This window comes from Ornithinicoccus halotolerans (genome assembly GCF_009602535.1).
GTDB classification, from domain to species: Bacteria; Actinomycetota; Actinomycetes; order Actinomycetales; family Dermatophilaceae; genus Ornithinicoccus; species Ornithinicoccus halotolerans.
Genome location: NZ_WIQI01000067.1, coordinates 1 through 15,853 on the forward strand (window position 1 = coordinate 1; position 15,853 = coordinate 15,853).

A 15,853-nucleotide genomic window follows, 5' to 3' on the forward strand; every position below is an offset into this window, starting at 1 on the left:
CCGAGGACGTGGTCGAGCTCCTCACCCCTCGGGCCGCCGGGCCGTGCACACCAACGCCCCCAGCTCCATGAGCGCGACGTTCCACCGCGCGGAGGTCGCCGCGTCCCGCGGGAGCAGCCCGGCGGCGCGGTCGCGCTCGGCCCGGGTCGGGGAGGCCGCCGGCCACTGCTGCCCGCCATCGGCGCGGGCCAGCACCCGGCGCACGTTGGTGTCCAGCACCACGGCCCGACGGCCGAAGGCGAACGCGGCCACGGCGGCCGCGGTGTACTCCCCGATGCCGGGGAGCTGCCGCAGCGTCACCTCGTCGTCCGGGACCACGCCACCGAACCGCTCGGTCAGCTCCGTGGCGGCCGCGTGCAGCCGCAGCGCGCGCCGGGGGTAGCCGAGCCGGCCCCAGGCGCGGACCGCCTCGCCGGGGGAGGACGCGGCCAGGTCGGCCGGCTCCGGCCAGCGCGCGAGCCACTCCTGCCAGACGGGCAGCACCCGCGCGACGGGCGTCTGCTGCAGCATCACCTCCGAGACCAGCACGCCCCAGGGGGTGCAGTCAGGGGCTCGCCACGGCAGCTCGCGCGCGTGCCGGGCGTACCAGTCCAGCACCGGGCTGCCAGGGCCGGATGCCGGGCCCGCGGCGGCGGGCGCCGTCACACGTACCGCTCCAGGATGCTGGTCTCGGCCAGCCGCGACAGCCCCTCCCGCACCGCCCGGGCACGCAGGTCGCCCACCCCGTCGACCTCGCGCAGCTCCTCCACGCCGGCCGACAGCAGGCTCTGCAGCGAGCCGAAGTGCTCGATGAGGCGCTCGATGACCACCCCCGGCAGCCGCGGCACCCGCGACAGCAGCCGCAACCCGCGCGGGCTCACCGAGGAGTCCAGCCCCTCGCCGCTCGTGGTGAACCCCAGGCAGCGGGCGACCGCGGCCGGGTCCAGCAGGTCGGTGGCCGACAGCGAGCCCAGGCAGTCCATGATCTCGGCGACCGCCCGGGGCTCGCGGCTGTTGTCCACGTAGTCGCGGATCACCAGCTCCCGGTCGTTGCCCAGGCCGCCGGTCAGCTCCTCCAGCTGCAGGTTGAGCAGCCGGCCGTCGATGCCGAGCTCGACGGTGTAGTTGGCGATCTCGCTGTTGATGCGGCGCACCATCTCCAGCCGCTGCAGCACGGCGGCGACGTCGCGCACGGTCACCATGTCCTCGATCTCCAGCGCGGACAGCGCGCCGGCGACCTCATCCAGCCTGCTCTTGTAGCGCTCCAGGGTCTGCAGCGCCTGGTTGGCGCGCGACATGATCTCGCTGGAGTCCTCCAGCACGTGCCGCACCCCGCCGACGTAGACGGCCACGATCGACATCGACTGGCTCACCGTGACCACGGGGTAGCCGGTCTGCTTGGCCACGCGCTCGGCGGTGCGGTGCCGGGTGCCGCTCTCCCGGGTCTCGATGCTCGGGTCGGGCACCAGCTGCGTGGCCGCCCGCACGATGCGGGTGCCGTCCCGGTCCAGCACCACCGCGCCGTCCATCTTGGCCAGCTCGCGCAGCCGGGTGGCGGAGAAGTCGACGTCCAGCTCGAAGCCGCCGGTGCACAGCGCCTCGACGGTGCGGTCGAACCCCAGCACCACCAGCGCCCCGGTCCGGCCGCGCAGGATCCGCTCCAGGCCGTCCCGCAGCTCGGTGCCCGGGGCGATCGCGGCCAGGGTGGACCGCAGCAGGTCCTCGTCGCTGCGCTCCATGATCGTCCGCCCCGTCCCTACAGATCGCCGTCCGGTGGCCGTGAGTGTAGCCAGCCGGGCGCACGCCGCCGGGGGCCTGTCGCGGTTCGTGACCGGATCGCAACCAGCCGGGGCCGGTCACTGCCGGGGCAGCGGCACCACGGTCGGGTCGGACGGCGCGGGCGGGGGCGTGTCGCCGCTGCGCCCGATGAGGTACTGCAACGCCTCCACCAGCGAGGACACCTCCTTGACCCGCATCCCCTCCGGCGGGCGGCCCTCGGTGAGCGAGCCGGCCGGCACGACCGCGCGCGTGAAGCCGATCCGAGCCGCCTCGGCCAGCCGTCGGGGCAGCCCGGCGACCGGGCGCAGGTCACCGGCCAGGCCCACCTCACCGACGGCGATCATGGCCTGCGGGAGCGGCTGGTCCAGGTGGGCACCGGCGATCGCCAGCGCCAGCGCCAGGTCGGCGGCCGGCTCCACCAGCCGCACCCCGCCGACCGTGGAGGCATAACAGTCCTGCCCGATGACCTGGGGGAGCCCGGCCCGTCGGGTGAGCACCGCCAGCACCATCGCCAGCCGGGAGGAGTCCAGGCCGCTGGTGGTGCGCCGCGGGCTCCCGGCGCCGGTGGGGGTGACCAGCGCCTGCACCTCGGTCACCAGCGGGCGCCGGCCCTCCAGCGTCACCGTCACGCAGGTGCCCGGGACGGCCCGGTCGCGGCTGGTCACGAACAGCCCGCTGGGGTCGGGCAGCCCCACGATGCCCCCGTCGCCCAGGTCGAAGCAGCCGACCTCGTCGGTGGGTCCGAACCGGTTCTTGACCGCCCGCACCAGCCGCAACCGGGAGTGGCGCTCGCCCTCGAACTGCACCACCACGTCCACCAGGTGCTCCAGCACCCGGGGACCGGCCACCGACCCGTCCTTGGTCACGTGCCCCACCAGGATCATCGCCGTGCCGTTCATCTTCGCCGCGCGGATGAGCGCGCCCGCCACCTCCCGCACCTGGGAGACGTTGCCGGCGGCACCGTCCACCTCGGCGCTGGCGATGGTCTGCACCGAGTCCACCACCAGCAGGTCGGGCTGGGTGGTCTCCAGGTGGCCCAGCACGGTGGCCAGGTCGGTCTCGGCCGCCAGCAGCAGCCGGTCGGCCACCGAGCCGGTGCGCTCGGCGCGCAGCCGCACCTGGGCGGCCGACTCCTCCCCGGAGACGTAGAGCGCGCTGCCCCCGGTGCGGGCGGCGCGGGCGGCGACGTCGAGGGCCAGCGTCGACTTGCCGATCCCGGGCTCGCCGGCCATGAGGACCACCCCGCCGGGCACCAGCCCGCCGCCGAGGACGCGGTCGAACTCCCCGACCCCGGTGGACCTGGCCCGGGCCGGCTCGGCGTCGATCTGCCCGATCGGGCGTGCCGGGCTCACCGGCGCCAGCGAGGCGGTGCGGGCGGCGGCGACTGCCCGCCCGGCCCCGGCCTCCTCGACGGTGCCCCACGCCTGGCACTCCCCGCAGCGGCCCACCCACTTGACGCTGCTCCAGCCGCACTCCGCGCAGCGGTAGCCGGCTCGTGCCCTGTTGCTGCTCACGGTTGGGAACCCTACGGCGTGCCGGTGACAGTGACCGGTGACCGGCGCCGCGAGCGGTCAGTAGCGCCGGTGCCAGAGGTTGACGGCGTAGTCCACCCCGGTGCCCTCGTGCTCGGCGAGTACCTGCTCGGCGACGGCCGGCGGGAACTCGATCCGCACCACGGCCGCCAGCTCCTCGCGGGTCGCGAACTGCCAGCGCATGTCCACGCGGGTGACCTCCCACCCCTGCCGCCGCCAGAACCGCTCGACCGCCACCGGGTCGTAGTCGGGCCAGGCGCGCCGGAACCAGCCGGCGAACGTGGAGCGGGTCGCGTCGTTGTCGATGACGAAGGCCGTCCCGCCAGGGCCGACCACCCGGTCCAGCTCGGCCAGCCCCGGCTCGCAGCCGGGCCCGAAGAAGTAGGCCCACCGGGCGTGCACGACCTCCACCGACCGGTCCGGCAGCGGCAGCCGCTGGGCGGTGCCCGCCAGCACCTGGACGTGCGGCAGGGCCGCTACCCGGGCGCGGGCACGCTCGGCCAGCGGCGGGTGCGGCTCGACGCCGGTCACCCGGCCGGCCTGCTCGGCCAGCAGCGGCAGGTGGTAGCCGCTTCCGCACCCGACGTCGAGGACGTGCCGCCCGCGCCAGTCGGCCACGGCACGCATCGCCGACCAGATCGCGCCGTCGGGGTCCACCCCCTGGTTCTCCAGCTCGTAGACGTCGGGATGCTGCCAGATGTTGGGGCTGGGCAGCGGCTCGGGGAGGTCGGCCACGGCGGCAGGTTACGCGGCTCAACGCTCCTCGCGGACGGGGGCTAGCCTGAGGACCATGCGACTCGGGGTGATCGACGTCGGCTCCAACACCGTGCACCTGCTGGTCCTGGACGCCCACCCCGGTGCCCACCCGCTGCCGGACCACTCCCACAAGATCGCGCTGCGGCTGGCCGAGCACCTCACCGACCAACAGCGGGTCTCCGAGGAGGGCGCGGCCACCCTGGCCGGGTTCGTCCGGCAGTGCGCCGAGATCGCCGAGAGCCGCGGTGCCGCCGCGCTGCTGGGGATCGCCACCAGCGCGATCCGTGACGCGGGCAACACCGAGGAGGTGCTCGACCTCGTCGAGGGGGAGTCCGGTGTCCGGCTGGAGGTGCTCGAGGGGGAGGAGGAGGCCCGGCTCACGTTCCTGGCGGCCCGCCGCTGGCACGGCTGGTCGGCGGGCCGGCTCCTCGTCGTCGACATCGGCGGCGGGTCGCTGGAGCTGGCGGCCGGGCTCGACGAGGACCCCGACGTCGCGCTGAGCCTGCCGCTGGGAGCGGGCCGGCTCACCCGGGAGCTGGTCGGCGACCCGCCGTCGGGCGAGCAGGTGCGCCAGCTGCGCCGCCGGGTGCGGGCGGAGGTGGGCGGCGTGGCCCGGCAGCTGGTGAAGGTGGGGGAGCCGGACCGGGTCGTCGGGACCAGCAAGACCATCCGCTCGCTGGCCCGGGTGTGCGGGTCGGCCCCGAGCGGCGACGGCCCGTACGTGCGCCGCACGCTGAAGCACCCCGACCTGCAGGCGCTGGTGCCCCGGCTGGCCGCGCTCAGTGCCAACGACCGGAGCGCCCTGCCCGGGGTGTCGTCGGCGCGCGCCCCGCAGCTGCTGGCCGGCGCGGTGGTCGTCGAGGCGGCGATGGACCTGCTGGGGGTGGACCAGCTGGAGGTCTGCCCGTGGGCGCTGCGGGAGGGCTTCATCCTGCGCCGGCTGGACCGGATGGCGCCATGAGCCAGCCGCCCCTCACCCCGCCCCCGGCGGCCTCGCTGCCGGTGCTGCTGTCGTCGTCCTCGGTCTACCCGGAGAACTGTGCCTACGCCTTCGACCTGGCCGAGCGGCTCGGGTATGACGGCGTGGAGGTGATGGTCTGGACCGACCCGGTCACCCAGGAGGCCGGCGCGCTGGACGCGCTGTCCCAGCTGCACGGGCTGCCGATCGGGGCCGTGCACGCCCCCACGCTGCTGCTCAGCCAGCGGCTGTGGGGCTGGCGGCCGTGGGGCAAGGTCGACCGCTCCCTCGACCTCGCCGCCCAGGTCGGGGCCGACGTCGTGGTCGTGCACCCGCCGTTCCGCTGGCAGCGCGACTACGCCTCCGGCTTCGTCGAGGGTGTCGCCGAGCGGGAGCGGCGCACCGGGCTGGCGGTCGCCGTGGAGAACATGTTCCCCTGGCGGGCCCGAAACTCGGAGATGCAGGCCTACCTGCCGCACTGGGACCTGGTCGGCCAGCCCTACCCGAACGTGACCCTGGACGTGTCGCACGCCGCCACCGCCGGCCAGGACCCGGCCGCCCTCGCCGCCAGCCTGGGGACCCGGGTCCGGCACGTGCACTTCTCCGACTCCACGGGCAGCTTCCGCGACGAGCACCTGGTGCCGGGCCGGGGCGTCCAGCCGTGCGGTGAGGTGCTGCGCACACTGGTCGCCGGCGGCTACCGCGGGGCCGTCACCATCGAGGTGGGCACCCGCAAGGCCGACCCCGAGCAGCGGGAGGTCGACCTGGCCGAGGCGCTGGCGTTCACCCGCCACCACTGCCGGCTGCCCGACGCACCGGTCCCGGGCGGGCCGGCCGCGAGCGCGGGGGCATAGCCTGACCCTGGGCCCGTGCCCGCGGGCCCAGGGTGCGAGCGGAGAGGTCGGACACGCGAGATGGACGCCACATACCTGGACCCGGCGACCTGGCTGCGCCACGGGCTGCTCACGCTGAGCCGCAGTGACGACCTGCGCCGGGTCCTGGAGCAGGCTCCGGTGAGCCGGTCCGTCGTGGCGCGGTACGTGCCGGGCACCGGGACCGGTGACGCGGTGTCGGCCGCCTCCGCGCTGACCGAGAGCGGCCGCCGGGTGACGCTGGACCACCTCGGGGAGGACACCCGGGACGCCCAGATGGCAGGCCGCATCCGCGACACCTACCTGCAGCTGCTGGGGGCGCTGCAGGAGGCCGGGCTCACCGAGGACGGCCGGGTCGAGGTCAGCCTCAAGCTCAGCGCGATCGGCCAGGCGCTGCCCGGGGACGGCGAGCAGGTGGCGCTCGAGCACGCCCGCGCCATCTGCGAGCGGGCGGCCGCGGCCGGCACCACGGTCACCCTCGACATGGAGGACCACAGCACCGTCGACTCCACGCTGACGATCCTGCGGGCGCTGCGCGCGGACTTCCCGTGGGTAGGGGCGGTGCTGCAGTCGGCGCTCTACCGCACCGAGGGCGACTGCCGGGAGCTGGCGCACGAGGGTAGCCGGGTGCGGCTCTGCAAGGGTGCCTACGGTGGGCCGGCCTCGGCCGTCTACCAGGACAAGCGTGAGATCGACCTGTCCTACGTGCGGTGCCTCAAGGCGCTCATGGCGGGCCAGGGCTACCCCATGGTGGCCACTCACGACCCGCGGCTGGTGGAGATCGCCCAGGTGCTGGCGGCCCGCTACGGCCGCGACCGGGACAGCTACGAGCTGCAGATGCTCTACGGCATCCGCCCGGACGAGCAGCGTCGGCTGGCCCGGACGGGGCACACCGTGCGCGTCTACGTGCCGTACGGGGAGGAGTGGTACGGCTACCTGATGCGCCGGATGGCCGAGCGTCCCGCCAACGCGCTGTTCTTCCTTCGCTCGCTGGTGTCGACGGGATGACTGCGGAGGAGCCGATGGGCGGCGTGACCGGCGCGACCGTGGCCGTGCTCGGCGGCGGCGTCATGGGCAGCACGCTGCTGGCGGCGCTGATCCGGGCGGGCCACCCGCCCGAGCGGTTGTGGGTCAGCGACCGGGTCGCCGAGCGGTCCGCGGCGTTGGCCGACCGGCTCGGCGTGCACCCGGGGGACGCGCCGTCGGCGGCGGCGGCCGCCGACGTGGTGGTGCTCGCGGTAAAGCCGCAGGACATGGCCGAGCTGCTCGCCCAGGTGCACGGCGCGGTCCGGCCGCACACCCTGGTCATCTCCATCGCTGCCGGCATCACCACCGACTTCCTCGAGGAGCGGCTGCCCTCGGGCACCGGGGTGGTGCGGGCGATGCCCAACACCCCGGCGCTGGTCGACGAGGGCATGTCGGCGGTCAGCCCGGGCCGGCACTGCACCGCCGAGCACGTCGCCCAGGCGCACGGCCTGCTCGCGACCGTCGGCAGGGTGGTGACGGTCGAGGAACGGCACCAGGACGCGGTGACCGCGATCAGCGGGAGCGGGCCGGCCTACATCTACTACGTCGTCGAGGCGATGATCGAGGCGGGCGTGCTGCTCGGGCTGCCCCGCTCGACCGCGACCGAGCTGGTCGTGCAGACCCTCTACGGCGCCGCGACCATGATCAAGGAGACCGGTCAGCACCCGACGGTCCTCCGCGAGCAGGTCTCCAGCCCCGGCGGCACCAGCGTGGCCGCGCTGCGGGCGCTGGAGGACCACAAGGTGCGCGCCGCGTTCCTCACCGCCATGGAGGCCGCTGCCCGCCGCTCCGGCGAGCTCTCCTCCGGGGGCTGACGCGGGCGGGGCGACCGCGACCGGAGCGGGTCACGGATCGAGGCTGGTCAGCCGCCCGCCGCGGGCTGCCGCACCTGGGGGCGTCGCCGGGGCCACCGCCACTGTGGCAGGGTTAGCCGCATGAGCGAGATTGCCGTGCGCCTGCTGGATGAGGAGAGCTGGTCGGAGTACCGCGACGTGCGGCTGCGCGCTCTGCAGGAGTCTCCGGAAGCCTTCGTCGCCTCCCACGACGAAGAGGAGAAGTACGACGAGGAGCGCTGGCGCGCGCGGATGCAGCGCTCCCGGCGGCTGCTCGCCGAGCGTGAGGGGCGCCCCGTCGGGGTGGTCAGCGTCGGCAGCCACAACATGGACGAGGAGGGTGTCGGCGAGCTGTTCGGTCTCTGGGTCGAGCCGGAGCAGCGCGGCACCGGGGTGGCCCGGCGGCTGCTGGAGGCCGCCGCCACCCAGGCGCGCGCCGACCGGCTCAAGCACCTGGTCTACTGGGTCGGCACCGACAACGGTCGCGCGGTGGCCTTCGCCAGCAGCTTCGGGTTCCGGCCCACCGACAGCCGCCGGCCGGTGCGCATCCGCGGGGTCGACGACGGCGAGGACGCCGAGGAGACCGCGATGGTGCTCCCGCTGGGCAACGCCAGCGGCATGCCCACCAGCCTGTAGCCGCCCGCGCGGGCGGTCAGGGCCGGCCGGCGAGCTGCTCGATGAGCTTGCTCGGGCCGGAGACGATCAGCACGTGGTGCGGCCCCACCTTGGTCTCGGGCACGGCGTGGGTGAAGTCCTCGCCGGGTGCCTTGACCCCGACCACGGTCACGCCGTACCGCTTGCGGATGTCGGCCTGGGCCAGGGTGAACCCGATCATCTCCTGCGGGGGCGACATCTTCACGATCGCGTAGCCGTCCTCGAACTCGATGTAGCCCTGCATCTTGTCGTTGACCAGGTGGGCGACCCGGCTGCCGGACTCGGCCTCCGGGAAGACCACGTGGTGGACACCGATGCGCTCGAGCAGTCGGGCGTGCTCGGCCGAGACCGCCTTGGCCCAGATGGACGGGACGCCCGCGTCGACCAGGTTGCCGGCGGTCAGCAGCGAGCCCTCGATCGAGCTCCCGATCCCCACCACCGCGACCCGGAACGTGGCCGGCTTGGCCTGCTGCAGCTCGTCCGGGTTGGTGGAGTCCAGCGACAGCACCCGCATCAGCCGGCGGGAGAACCGCTCGGCGACCGCGTGCCGCTGCTCGATGGCGTGGATGCGGTACCCCAGCCGGTCCATCTCCAGGGCGGCTGCCGCCCCGAACCGGCCCAGGCCGATCACGAGGGCGTCCTCGTCGAACAGCCGCTGCTTGGTCATGCGCGCCACTCCTCGCAGGTCGGTGGTGGGTTAGCGTGGCCACCATGATCGGGACTCAGGTCGTCTGGGACCAGCGTTGCACGTCCTACGACTTCGGTCCCGGCCACCCCATGCACCCCTCCCGGCTGGCGCTGACCCACCGGCTGGCCGAGGAGCTGGGGCTGCTGGAGCCCCCGGAGGTGCAGGTCGTCCGTCATCCGAGCGCCGACGACGAGCTGCTGCACACCGTCCACGACCCGGACTACGTGCAGGTGGTGCGCCGGCTGTCGGCCGACCCCCGGACGGCCGACGGCAGCTACGGCCTCGGCACCGAGGACACCCCCGCCTTCGCCGGCATGCACGAGGCCTCCGCGCTCGCGGTGGGCGGCTCCGTGGGCGCCGCCCGCGCGGTCTGGCGCGGGGACGCCCGGCACGGCGTGAACATCGCCGGGGGACTGCACCACGCCATGCCGCGGCGGGCCAGCGGGTTCTGCATCTACAACGACGCCGCCGCCGCCATCGCCGCGGTCCTCACCGAGGGCGCCGAGCGGGTCGTCTACGTGGACCTGGACGTCCACCACGGGGACGGGGTGGAGCGGGTGTTCTGGGACGACCCGCGGGTGCTCACGATCTCGCTGCACGAGACGGGGCAGCTGCTGTTCCCCGGTACCGGCTTCCCCGGCGACCGCGGCGGCCCCCGGGCGCCGGACTCGGCCCTCAACGTCGCGCTGCCGGCGGGCACCGGTGACCGCGGGTGGCTGCGGGCCTTCCACGCGGTGGTGCCGGCCGCGGTGCGCGCGTTCCGGCCGCAGCTGGTCGTGAGCCAGCACGGCTGCGACGGGCACGTCGCCGACCCGCTGGCGCACCTGGCGCTCTCGGTCGACGCGATGCAGGCGGCCATGGTGGGCGTGCACGACCTGGCCCACGAGGTCGCCGGGGGACGGTGGCTGGCGCTGGGCGGGGGCGGCTACGAGCTGGTCGACGTGGTGCCCCGGGTGTGGGCGCACCTGGTCGGGGTCGCCGGGCACCGGCCCGTCGGGCTCACCGAGCCGGTGCCGCAGAGCTGGCTGGACTACGTCACCCGGGTCTACGGTCGCCGCGGGCCGGCGCGGATGGGGGACCGGGGCGGGGCGCCGGTGGAGTACGGCCGGTGGGACGACGGCCACGACCCCGACGACGAGGTGGACGTGGCTGTCCAGGCGAGCCGCTCCGCCGTGTTCCCCGGGCTCGGACTGGACCCCTGGTTCGACTGACGCCGGCGTGTCGGGTGGACTTTCTTTCCGTCTCTACTTTCGCAGGGACACCATCTGCCTCTAGTGTTTGCCCCTGATAGGTGGCACCGGTGAAGAGGGACAGTGACCGGGTGCCCGAGCCCTCCTGACAGAACGGAAGACCCCATGGCGGCAGAGGAGAGCCCGTTGGCGGAGATGTCCTTCATGACCGTGGCCGAGGTGGCCGAGGTGATGCGGGTCTCCAAGATGACCGTCTACCGGCTGGTCCACTCCGGTGAGCTGCCGGCAGTCCGGGTCGGGCGCTCCTTCCGGGTCCCCGCCAAGGCGGTGCACGAGTACCTGCGGGACTCCTACCACGGCACCGCCTGACGTCCGCCGGTTTGGGGCGGCTCTGCCGGACCGGTAGGCTGACCAGGCTCGCCCGGACCGCCGCACGCCCCTGGCTGCGCCCCGGGCCCGACCGACACCCGAGACGAAGAACAGGACGCGTTCGCCGATGGGCTCTGTGATCAAGAAGCGCCGCAAGCGCATGGCCAAGAAGAAGCACCGCAAGCTGCTGCGCAAGACCCGCCACCAGCGCCGCAACAAGAAGTGAGCGCCGGCCCACGCGGCTGAACCACGGCGCCGGTCCCCCCTGCTGGGGTACCGGCGCCGCAGTAGTGTCAGGGGGGTGACCCCAGCAGTGCCGGATCCGCCGCCCCGGGTGGTCATGGTCACCGGGGTGGGCGGCGAGCTGGGCGGCCGGGCCGCCCGCCGGCTGGCCGCCGACGAGGCGGTCGAGCGCGTCATCGGCGTGGACCTGCGGCCACCGCGGCACCCGCTGGGCCGCGGTGAGTTCGTCCGCGCGGACGTGCGCAGCCCGCTGGTCGCTCGGCTGCTGCGGCAGGCCGAGGTGGACACCGTCCTGCACATGGGTGTCATCGCCACCCCCGCCGCCGCCGGCGGGCGGGTGGTGCAGAAGGACATCAACGTCCTGGGCACCATGCAGCTGCTGGCCGCCTGCCAGAAGGCACCCAGCGTGCGCCGGCTGGTCGTGAAGTCGACCGCCGGCATCTACGGCGCCTCCCCTCGGGACCCCGCCGTCTTCACCGAGGACATGGCGGCGCGGTCGGCGCCCCGGTCCGACTTCGCCCGGGACTCCATCGAGGTCGAGGGCTACGTGCGCGGCCTGGCCCGGCGCCGGCCCGACATCGGCATCACGCTGCTGCGCATGGCCAGCGTGGTCGGTCCCACCATCCGCACCGTGCTCACCGAGTACTTCGCGCTGCCGGTGCTCCCCGTCCCCCTGGGCCGCGACGGACGGCTGCAGCTGCTGCACGAGGACGACGCCGTCGCCGCCTGCGTGCGCGCGGTCCGCGCCGAGCCGGTGGGGCCGTGCAACGTGGCCGGCGACGGGGTGCTGATGACCAGCCAGGCGGTGGCGCTCACCCGGCGGCCCTGGGTGCCCGTGCCGCCGCTGCTGGACCGGCCGGTGCAGTGGCTCTCCCGCAGCGCGGGCGTCGCCGCGCTGCCGCGGGACCACCAGGCGTTGCTGGCCTACGGCCGGGTGGTGGACACCACCCGGATGCGCACCGAGCTCGGGTTCGCCCCGGCCCACTCGACCCGGGCGACGTTCGAGTCCTACCTCGCGGCGCTGCGTGACCGCGACCGCGGGCCGGAGGCGGTGACGGCGCCGTGACCCAGCCGGGTCAGCCGCCCACCGACCTGGAGCGCGCGGTGACCGCCCTGGTCCAGGCGCTGCGGGCCGGGGGCGCTGCCGCGGGTCTGGCCGGGGCCGAGCTGGAGGACGCGGTCGCGGGGACGCTGGCGTTCCTGCGACGGCGGCTCACCGCCGACTTCACCGTGGACGAGTTCGGGTTCGACCCCGACTTCACCGAGCACGTGTACCTGCCGCTGCTGCGGCCGCTGTTCCACCAGTGGTTCCGCACCGAGGTCACCGGGATCGAGCACGTGCCCGCCGAGGGCGGTGCCCTGGTGGTCGCCAACCACGCCGGTGCGGTGGCGGTCGACTCGCTGATGACCCAGGTGGCGGTGCGGGAGACCCACCCGCAGCGCCGCTACCTGCGGATGCTCGCCGCCGACCTGGTCTTCGCCACCCCGGGTGTCGGGCCGGTGGCGCGGCGCACCGGCAGCACGCTCGCCACCCACACCGACGCCGAGCGGCTGCTGTCCTCCGGCGAGCTGGTCGGGGTGTGGCCGGAGGGGTTCAAGGGGGTGGGGAAGCCGTTCCGCGACCGGTACCGGCTGCAGCGGTTCGGCCGCGGCGGGTTCGTCGCCGCCGCGCTGCGCACCGGTGTCCCGATCGTGCCCTGCGCCGTCGTGGGCGCCGAGGAGGCCTACCCCGTGCTGGGCAACGCCAGCGCGCTGGCGCGGGTGCTGGGGCTGCCGTACCTACCGCTGACCCCGACCTTCCCGTGGCTGGGTCCGCTGGGACTGGTGCCGCTGCCCGCCAAGTGGCTCATCCAGTTCTGCGAGCCGATCGACACCACCGGGTACGGCCCGGCCGCCGCGGAGGACCCGGAGGTGGTGTTCGAGCTCACCGACCGGGTGCGGGAGACCATCCAGCACACCCTCTACGCGCTGCTGGACCGCCGCGGGCGGGTGTTCGGGTGAGCGACGTGGGGCAGCGGCCGCGCGCGGTGCTGCTGACCCGCAGCGGGTGCCACCTGTGCGGCCCGGCGCGGGAGGTGGTCGCCGCCGTCGCCGGCGAGCTGGGCGAGTCCTGGGAGGAGCAGGACCTGGACGCCCACCCCGACCTGCGGGAACGCTACCGGACGCTGGTCCCCGTGCTGCTGGTCGACGGCCGGGAGGTCGGGCACTGGCGGCTGGAGCCGGTCCAGGTGCGGAGGGCACTGCGGCGGCCGTGGTGGCGGCGGCTCCTCCCGCGCCGCTGACCGCTCGGCTGGTCAGCGACTTTGTGCCTGCGTTCACAAAGTCGTAAGGTGGGGGGGTCCCTGCACATCGGACCGCGCACTTTGGTATAAGCGCCGGACCCGACGGAGAGGAGCCGGTGCCGTCGTGATGGCCGAGCCCGCCCGACGTGGTGTGCCCGAGGCCACCGTGGGGCGGCTCCCGGGATACCTCAGGGCCCTGGGCCAAGCCGCCGAACGGGGGACTCCGTCGATCTCCAGCGAGGAGCTGGCCGGGCTCGCGGGGGTGCGCTCCACCCAGCTGCGCAAGGACCTGTCGCACCTGGGCTCCTACGGCGTCCGCGGTGTCGGCTACGACGTCGCGCAGCTGTCGGCCCAGATCGCCCGGGAGCTGGGGCTGACCCAGGACTGGCCCGTCGTCATCGTCGGCCTCGGCAACCTGGGCCGGGCGCTGGCCGCCTACCGCGGCTTCGCCACCCGCGGCTTCCGCGTGGTGGCGCTGGTCGATGAGGACCCCGCCCTGGTCGGCACCGCCATCGAGGGGCTGACGGTGCGCACCCTGGACCAGCTGGCCTCGGCCGGGCCCCGGGTGGCCATCGGGGTCATCACCACCCCGGCCAGGAGCGCCCAGCAGGTCGCCGACCGGCTGGTGGCGATGGGCGTGCGCTCCATCCTGAACTTCGCCCCCTGCCTGCTCAGCGTGCCCGACGGCGTCGAGGTGCGCCGGGTGGACATGGCGACCGAGCTGCAGATCCTGGCCTTCCACGAGCAGCGTCGCTCCCTGGCCGACGACCACGCTGAGGAGACCGCCGGATGAGCCTGCTGGTGGTGGGGATGTCCCACCGCACCGCCCCGATCGCGCTGCTGGAGCAGGTCGCCCTCTCGCCCGAGGGCGCCCTGGAGCTGGCGGCCGCGGCGCACCGCCGCGAGGACGTCGCCGAGGCGATCGTGGTGGCGACCTGCAACCGCACCGAGGTGTACGTCGACGCCCACACCTTCCACGGCGGCCTGGCCCAGGTGGGTGAGTCGCTCGCCGAGGTGACCGGCGTCCCGCTCGACACGCTGACCGACCACCTGTACGTCCACTACGAGGACCGCGCGGTCTCCCACCTGTTCTCGCTCGCCTGCGGGCTGGAGTCGATGGCCGTGGGCGAGAGCCAGGTGCTGGGCCAGCTGCGCGAGTCGCTCGCCTCCGCCCAGCAGCAGGCCCACGTCGGCCCGTCGCTGAACCCGCTCTTCCAGCACGCGCTGCGGGTCGGCAAGCGGGCCCACACCGACACCGCGATCGACGAGGTGAGCCGTTCCCTGGTCCAGCTGGGCCTGGACCGTGCCCGCACCGTGCTCCCGGACCCGCGGCAGGCCCGGACCGTGCTCGTCGGCGCCGGCGCTATGTCCGGGCTGGCGGCGGCCACGCTGGCCCGCGTCGGCGTGACCGACCTGACCGTGGTCAACCGCACCCGGGAGCGCGCCGAGCGGCTGGCCGCCACGCACGGCGGGCGAGCGGCCGGGTGGGAACACCTAGCCGAGCTCGTCGGTGCCGCCGACCTGGTGCTGACCTGCACCGGCTCGGTCGGGCACGTGCTGCGGGCCGAGCAGCTCGCCCCGTCCCGGGCGGGCCGCAGCCAGCCGCTGGCCGTGATCGACCTGGCGCTGCCGCGCGACGTGGCCGACGACGTCGCCGCGCTGCCCGGCGTCCACGTGTGGGGGCTGTCCGACCTGACCGGGCAGCCGGACGGCGCCGGACCCGCGGTGCCGGATGCCGCCGCAGCGCCCACGCCCACCGACTCCCGGCAGGTGCTGCAGCAGGTGCAGGACCTGGTGACCGGTGAGGTCGCGGCCTACCTCACCGAGCGCCGCGCGCAGCAGGTCGGCCCGACCGTCGCCGCGTTGCGCGCCCGGGCGGCCGACGTCGTCGACGCCGAGGTGGAGCGGCTGGCCCAGCGGCTGCCCGAGCTGCCGCAGCGGGAGCAGCAGGAGGTGCGCCGCACCGTGCAGCGGGTCGTCGACAAGCTGCTGCACACCCCCACCGTGCGGGTCAAGCAGCTGGTCTCCGACGACCGCGGCGACTACGCCGACGCGCTTCGCCAGCTGTTCGACCTGGACTCCCGGGAGACCGCCACCGTCTCCACCCCGCCCCGGCTGGTCCCGCCGCGAGGGGAGGAGTCGGCATGACGGCGCTGCGGCTCGGCACCCGCGCCAGCGCGCTGGCGACCACCCAGTCGGAGTGGGTGGCCGCGCGGCTGCGCGCCGCCGGCCACGAGGTCGAGCTGGTCCGGGTGCGCACCGAAGGTGACGCCAACCGCCAGCCGCTCAGCCAGATCGGTGGCACCGGCGTCTTCGTCAGCGCGCTGCGCGAGGCGCTGCTGGCCGACCGCATCGACCTGGCGGTGCACTCCCTGAAGGACCTGCCCACCATGCCCGAGCCAGGGCTGGCGCTCGGCGCCGTGCCGGAGCGGGAGGACCCGCGCGACGCCCTGGTGGCACGCGACGGGCTGACGCTGGCCGCGCTGCCGGAGGGTGCCCGCGTCGGGACGGGCTCGCCGCGACGCGCCGCCCAGCTGCGGCTGGCCCGGCCCGACCTGCAGGTGGCGGACCTGCGCGGCAACGTGGGCACCCGCATCGACCAGGTGCGGACCGGCCGGCTGGACGCCGTCGTGCTGGCCGCGACCTCATGCCCGGGGTGGTCCGGCAGCCCGGGGTAGTGGACGGCCTCGAC

17 protein-coding genes and 2 pseudogenes are annotated in these 15,853 nt (G+C 74.9%); 14 read left to right on the plus strand and 5 right to left on the minus strand.

Translation table 11 applies throughout. The features are described from left to right. Window positions 1-30: 30 nt before the first annotated feature. The 4 genes and pseudogenes from GFJ45_RS11270 to GFJ45_RS11285 all read right to left on the minus strand — a co-directional run. Window positions 31-645: pseudogene (locus GFJ45_RS11270) on the minus strand (A/G-specific adenine glycosylase); the annotation flags it as partial. Further along, on the minus strand, window positions 642-1,718 hold the full coding sequence (gene disA / locus GFJ45_RS11275; protein WP_153397235.1) for a DNA integrity scanning diadenylate cyclase DisA: 1,077 nt from the start codon (window positions 1,716-1,718) through the stop codon (window positions 642-644). The gene disA and the pseudogene GFJ45_RS11270, both read right to left, overlap by 4 nt. A 117-nt stretch (window positions 1,719-1,835) precedes the next feature. Next, window positions 1,836-3,272 (minus strand): DNA repair protein RadA, encoded by a 1,437-nt coding sequence (gene radA / locus GFJ45_RS11280; RefSeq protein ID WP_153397237.1) that lies wholly within the window; start codon window positions 3,270-3,272, stop codon window positions 1,836-1,838. A 57-nt stretch (window positions 3,273-3,329) separates the two neighbouring features. Further along, a complete protein-coding gene (locus tag GFJ45_RS11285) occupies window positions 3,330-4,025 on the minus strand; it encodes a class I SAM-dependent methyltransferase (RefSeq protein ID WP_228386900.1) in 696 nt (231 codons plus the stop codon). Window positions 4,026-4,080: 55 nt separating this feature from the next. On the opposite strand from GFJ45_RS11285, the gene GFJ45_RS11290 reads away from it, so the two are divergent. The 5 genes from GFJ45_RS11290 (at window position 4,081) to GFJ45_RS11310 (ending at window position 8,371) form a co-directional block, all read left to right on the plus strand. After that, entirely contained in the window at window positions 4,081-5,007 is a 927-nt protein-coding gene (locus tag GFJ45_RS11290) for a Ppx/GppA phosphatase family protein (protein WP_153397239.1), read from the plus strand. Then, window positions 5,004-5,858 carry a sugar phosphate isomerase/epimerase family protein gene (locus GFJ45_RS11295; RefSeq protein WP_153397241.1) on the plus strand — a complete coding sequence of 285 codons (855 nt, stop codon included), beginning with the start codon at window positions 5,004-5,006 and terminating at the stop codon, window positions 5,856-5,858. Before GFJ45_RS11290 ends, GFJ45_RS11295 begins: the two co-directional genes overlap by 4 nt. A 60-nt stretch (window positions 5,859-5,918) precedes the next feature. Then, window positions 5,919-6,884 (plus strand): proline dehydrogenase family protein, encoded by a 966-nt coding sequence (locus GFJ45_RS11300; RefSeq protein ID WP_153397243.1) that lies wholly within the window; start codon window positions 5,919-5,921, stop codon window positions 6,882-6,884. Next, entirely contained in the window at window positions 6,881-7,717 is an 837-nt protein-coding gene (gene proC, locus GFJ45_RS11305) for a pyrroline-5-carboxylate reductase (RefSeq protein ID WP_228386902.1), read from the plus strand. Before GFJ45_RS11300 ends, proC begins: the two co-directional genes overlap by 4 nt. A gap of 120 nt (window positions 7,718-7,837) precedes the next feature. After that, complete coding sequence (locus GFJ45_RS11310; RefSeq protein WP_153397245.1) at window positions 7,838-8,371, plus strand: GNAT family N-acetyltransferase; 534 nt, start codon at window positions 7,838-7,840, stop codon at window positions 8,369-8,371. A 16-nt stretch (window positions 8,372-8,387) separates the two neighbouring features. Here the strand turns inward: GFJ45_RS11310 and GFJ45_RS11315 are convergent, their stop codons facing one another. Next, window positions 8,388-9,056 carry a potassium channel family protein gene (locus GFJ45_RS11315; protein WP_153397247.1) on the minus strand — a complete coding sequence of 223 codons (669 nt, stop codon included), beginning with the start codon at window positions 9,054-9,056 and terminating at the stop codon, window positions 8,388-8,390. A 44-nt stretch (window positions 9,057-9,100) separates the two neighbouring features. On the opposite strand from GFJ45_RS11315, the gene GFJ45_RS11320 reads away from it, so the two are divergent. The 9 genes and pseudogenes from GFJ45_RS11320 to hemC all read left to right on the plus strand — a co-directional run. Beyond that, window positions 9,101-10,288: an acetoin utilization protein AcuC gene (locus GFJ45_RS11320; RefSeq protein ID WP_153397249.1), complete on the plus strand. Its 1,188-nt coding sequence runs from the start codon at window positions 9,101-9,103 to the stop codon at window positions 10,286-10,288. Between the two features lie 144 nt (window positions 10,289-10,432). Next, entirely contained in the window at window positions 10,433-10,636 is a 204-nt protein-coding gene (locus GFJ45_RS11325; RefSeq protein WP_153397251.1) for a helix-turn-helix domain-containing protein, read from the plus strand. Between the two features lie 127 nt (window positions 10,637-10,763). Further along, on the plus strand, window positions 10,764-10,862 hold the full coding sequence (locus GFJ45_RS11330) for a 30S ribosomal protein bS22 (protein WP_003792170.1): 99 nt from the start codon (window positions 10,764-10,766) through the stop codon (window positions 10,860-10,862). A gap of 75 nt (window positions 10,863-10,937) precedes the next feature. Then, window positions 10,938-11,945 (plus strand): NAD-dependent epimerase/dehydratase family protein, encoded by a 1,008-nt coding sequence (locus GFJ45_RS11335; protein WP_228386904.1) that lies wholly within the window; start codon window positions 10,938-10,940, stop codon window positions 11,943-11,945. Then, the gene (locus GFJ45_RS11340; protein ID WP_153397252.1) at window positions 11,942-12,880 is read left to right on the plus strand and encodes a lysophospholipid acyltransferase family protein; all 939 of its coding nucleotides are present in this window, start codon (window positions 11,942-11,944) and stop codon (window positions 12,878-12,880) included. The genes GFJ45_RS11335 and GFJ45_RS11340 overlap by 4 nt, the downstream gene beginning before the upstream one ends. Then, on the plus strand, window positions 12,877-13,161 hold the full coding sequence (locus GFJ45_RS11345; protein ID WP_153397254.1) for a glutaredoxin family protein: 285 nt from the start codon (window positions 12,877-12,879) through the stop codon (window positions 13,159-13,161). Before GFJ45_RS11340 ends, GFJ45_RS11345 begins: the two co-directional genes overlap by 4 nt. 127 nt (window positions 13,162-13,288) lie before the next feature. Continuing rightward, window positions 13,289-13,954: a redox-sensing transcriptional repressor Rex gene (locus GFJ45_RS11350; protein ID WP_153397266.1), complete on the plus strand. Its 666-nt coding sequence runs from the start codon at window positions 13,289-13,291 to the stop codon at window positions 13,952-13,954. After that, on the plus strand, window positions 13,951-15,309 hold the full coding sequence (locus GFJ45_RS11355; protein ID WP_153397256.1) for a glutamyl-tRNA reductase: 1,359 nt from the start codon (window positions 13,951-13,953) through the stop codon (window positions 15,307-15,309). The genes GFJ45_RS11350 and GFJ45_RS11355 overlap by 4 nt, the downstream gene beginning before the upstream one ends. Next, window positions 15,306-15,800: pseudogene (hemC, locus tag GFJ45_RS11360) on the plus strand (hydroxymethylbilane synthase); the annotation flags it as partial. The gene GFJ45_RS11355 and the pseudogene hemC, both read left to right, overlap by 4 nt. Between the last annotated feature and the right edge of the window lie 53 nt (window positions 15,801-15,853).

Bases quoted from the DNA above. Each gene is read 5' to 3' on its own strand.
- GFJ45_RS11350 (WP_153397266.1), top strand. From the start codon at position 13,289: ATGGCCGAGCCCGCCCGACGTGGTGTGCCCGAGGCCACCGTGGGGCGG.
- GFJ45_RS11325 (WP_153397251.1), top strand. From the start codon at position 10,433: ATGGCGGCAGAGGAGAGCCCGTTGGCGGAGATGTCCTTCATGACCGTG.
- GFJ45_RS11310 (WP_153397245.1), top strand. From the start codon at position 7,838: ATGAGCGAGATTGCCGTGCGCCTGCTGGATGAGGAGAGCTGGTCGGAG.
- GFJ45_RS11330 (WP_003792170.1), top strand. From the start codon at position 10,764: ATGGGCTCTGTGATCAAGAAGCGCCGCAAGCGCATGGCCAAGAAGAAG.
- GFJ45_RS11295 (WP_153397241.1), top strand. From the start codon at position 5,004: ATGAGCCAGCCGCCCCTCACCCCGCCCCCGGCGGCCTCGCTGCCGGTG.
- GFJ45_RS11355 (WP_153397256.1), top strand. From the start codon at position 13,951: ATGAGCCTGCTGGTGGTGGGGATGTCCCACCGCACCGCCCCGATCGCG.
- disA (WP_153397235.1), bottom strand. From the start codon at position 1,718: ATGGAGCGCAGCGACGAGGACCTGCTGCGGTCCACCCTGGCCGCGATC.
- proC (WP_228386902.1), top strand. From the start codon at position 6,881: ATGACTGCGGAGGAGCCGATGGGCGGCGTGACCGGCGCGACCGTGGCC.
- GFJ45_RS11300 (WP_153397243.1), top strand. From the start codon at position 5,919: ATGGACGCCACATACCTGGACCCGGCGACCTGGCTGCGCCACGGGCTG.
- GFJ45_RS11320 (WP_153397249.1), top strand. From the start codon at position 9,101: ATGATCGGGACTCAGGTCGTCTGGGACCAGCGTTGCACGTCCTACGAC.
- GFJ45_RS11315 (WP_153397247.1), bottom strand. From the start codon at position 9,056: ATGACCAAGCAGCGGCTGTTCGACGAGGACGCCCTCGTGATCGGCCTG.
- GFJ45_RS11290 (WP_153397239.1), top strand. From the start codon at position 4,081: ATGCGACTCGGGGTGATCGACGTCGGCTCCAACACCGTGCACCTGCTG.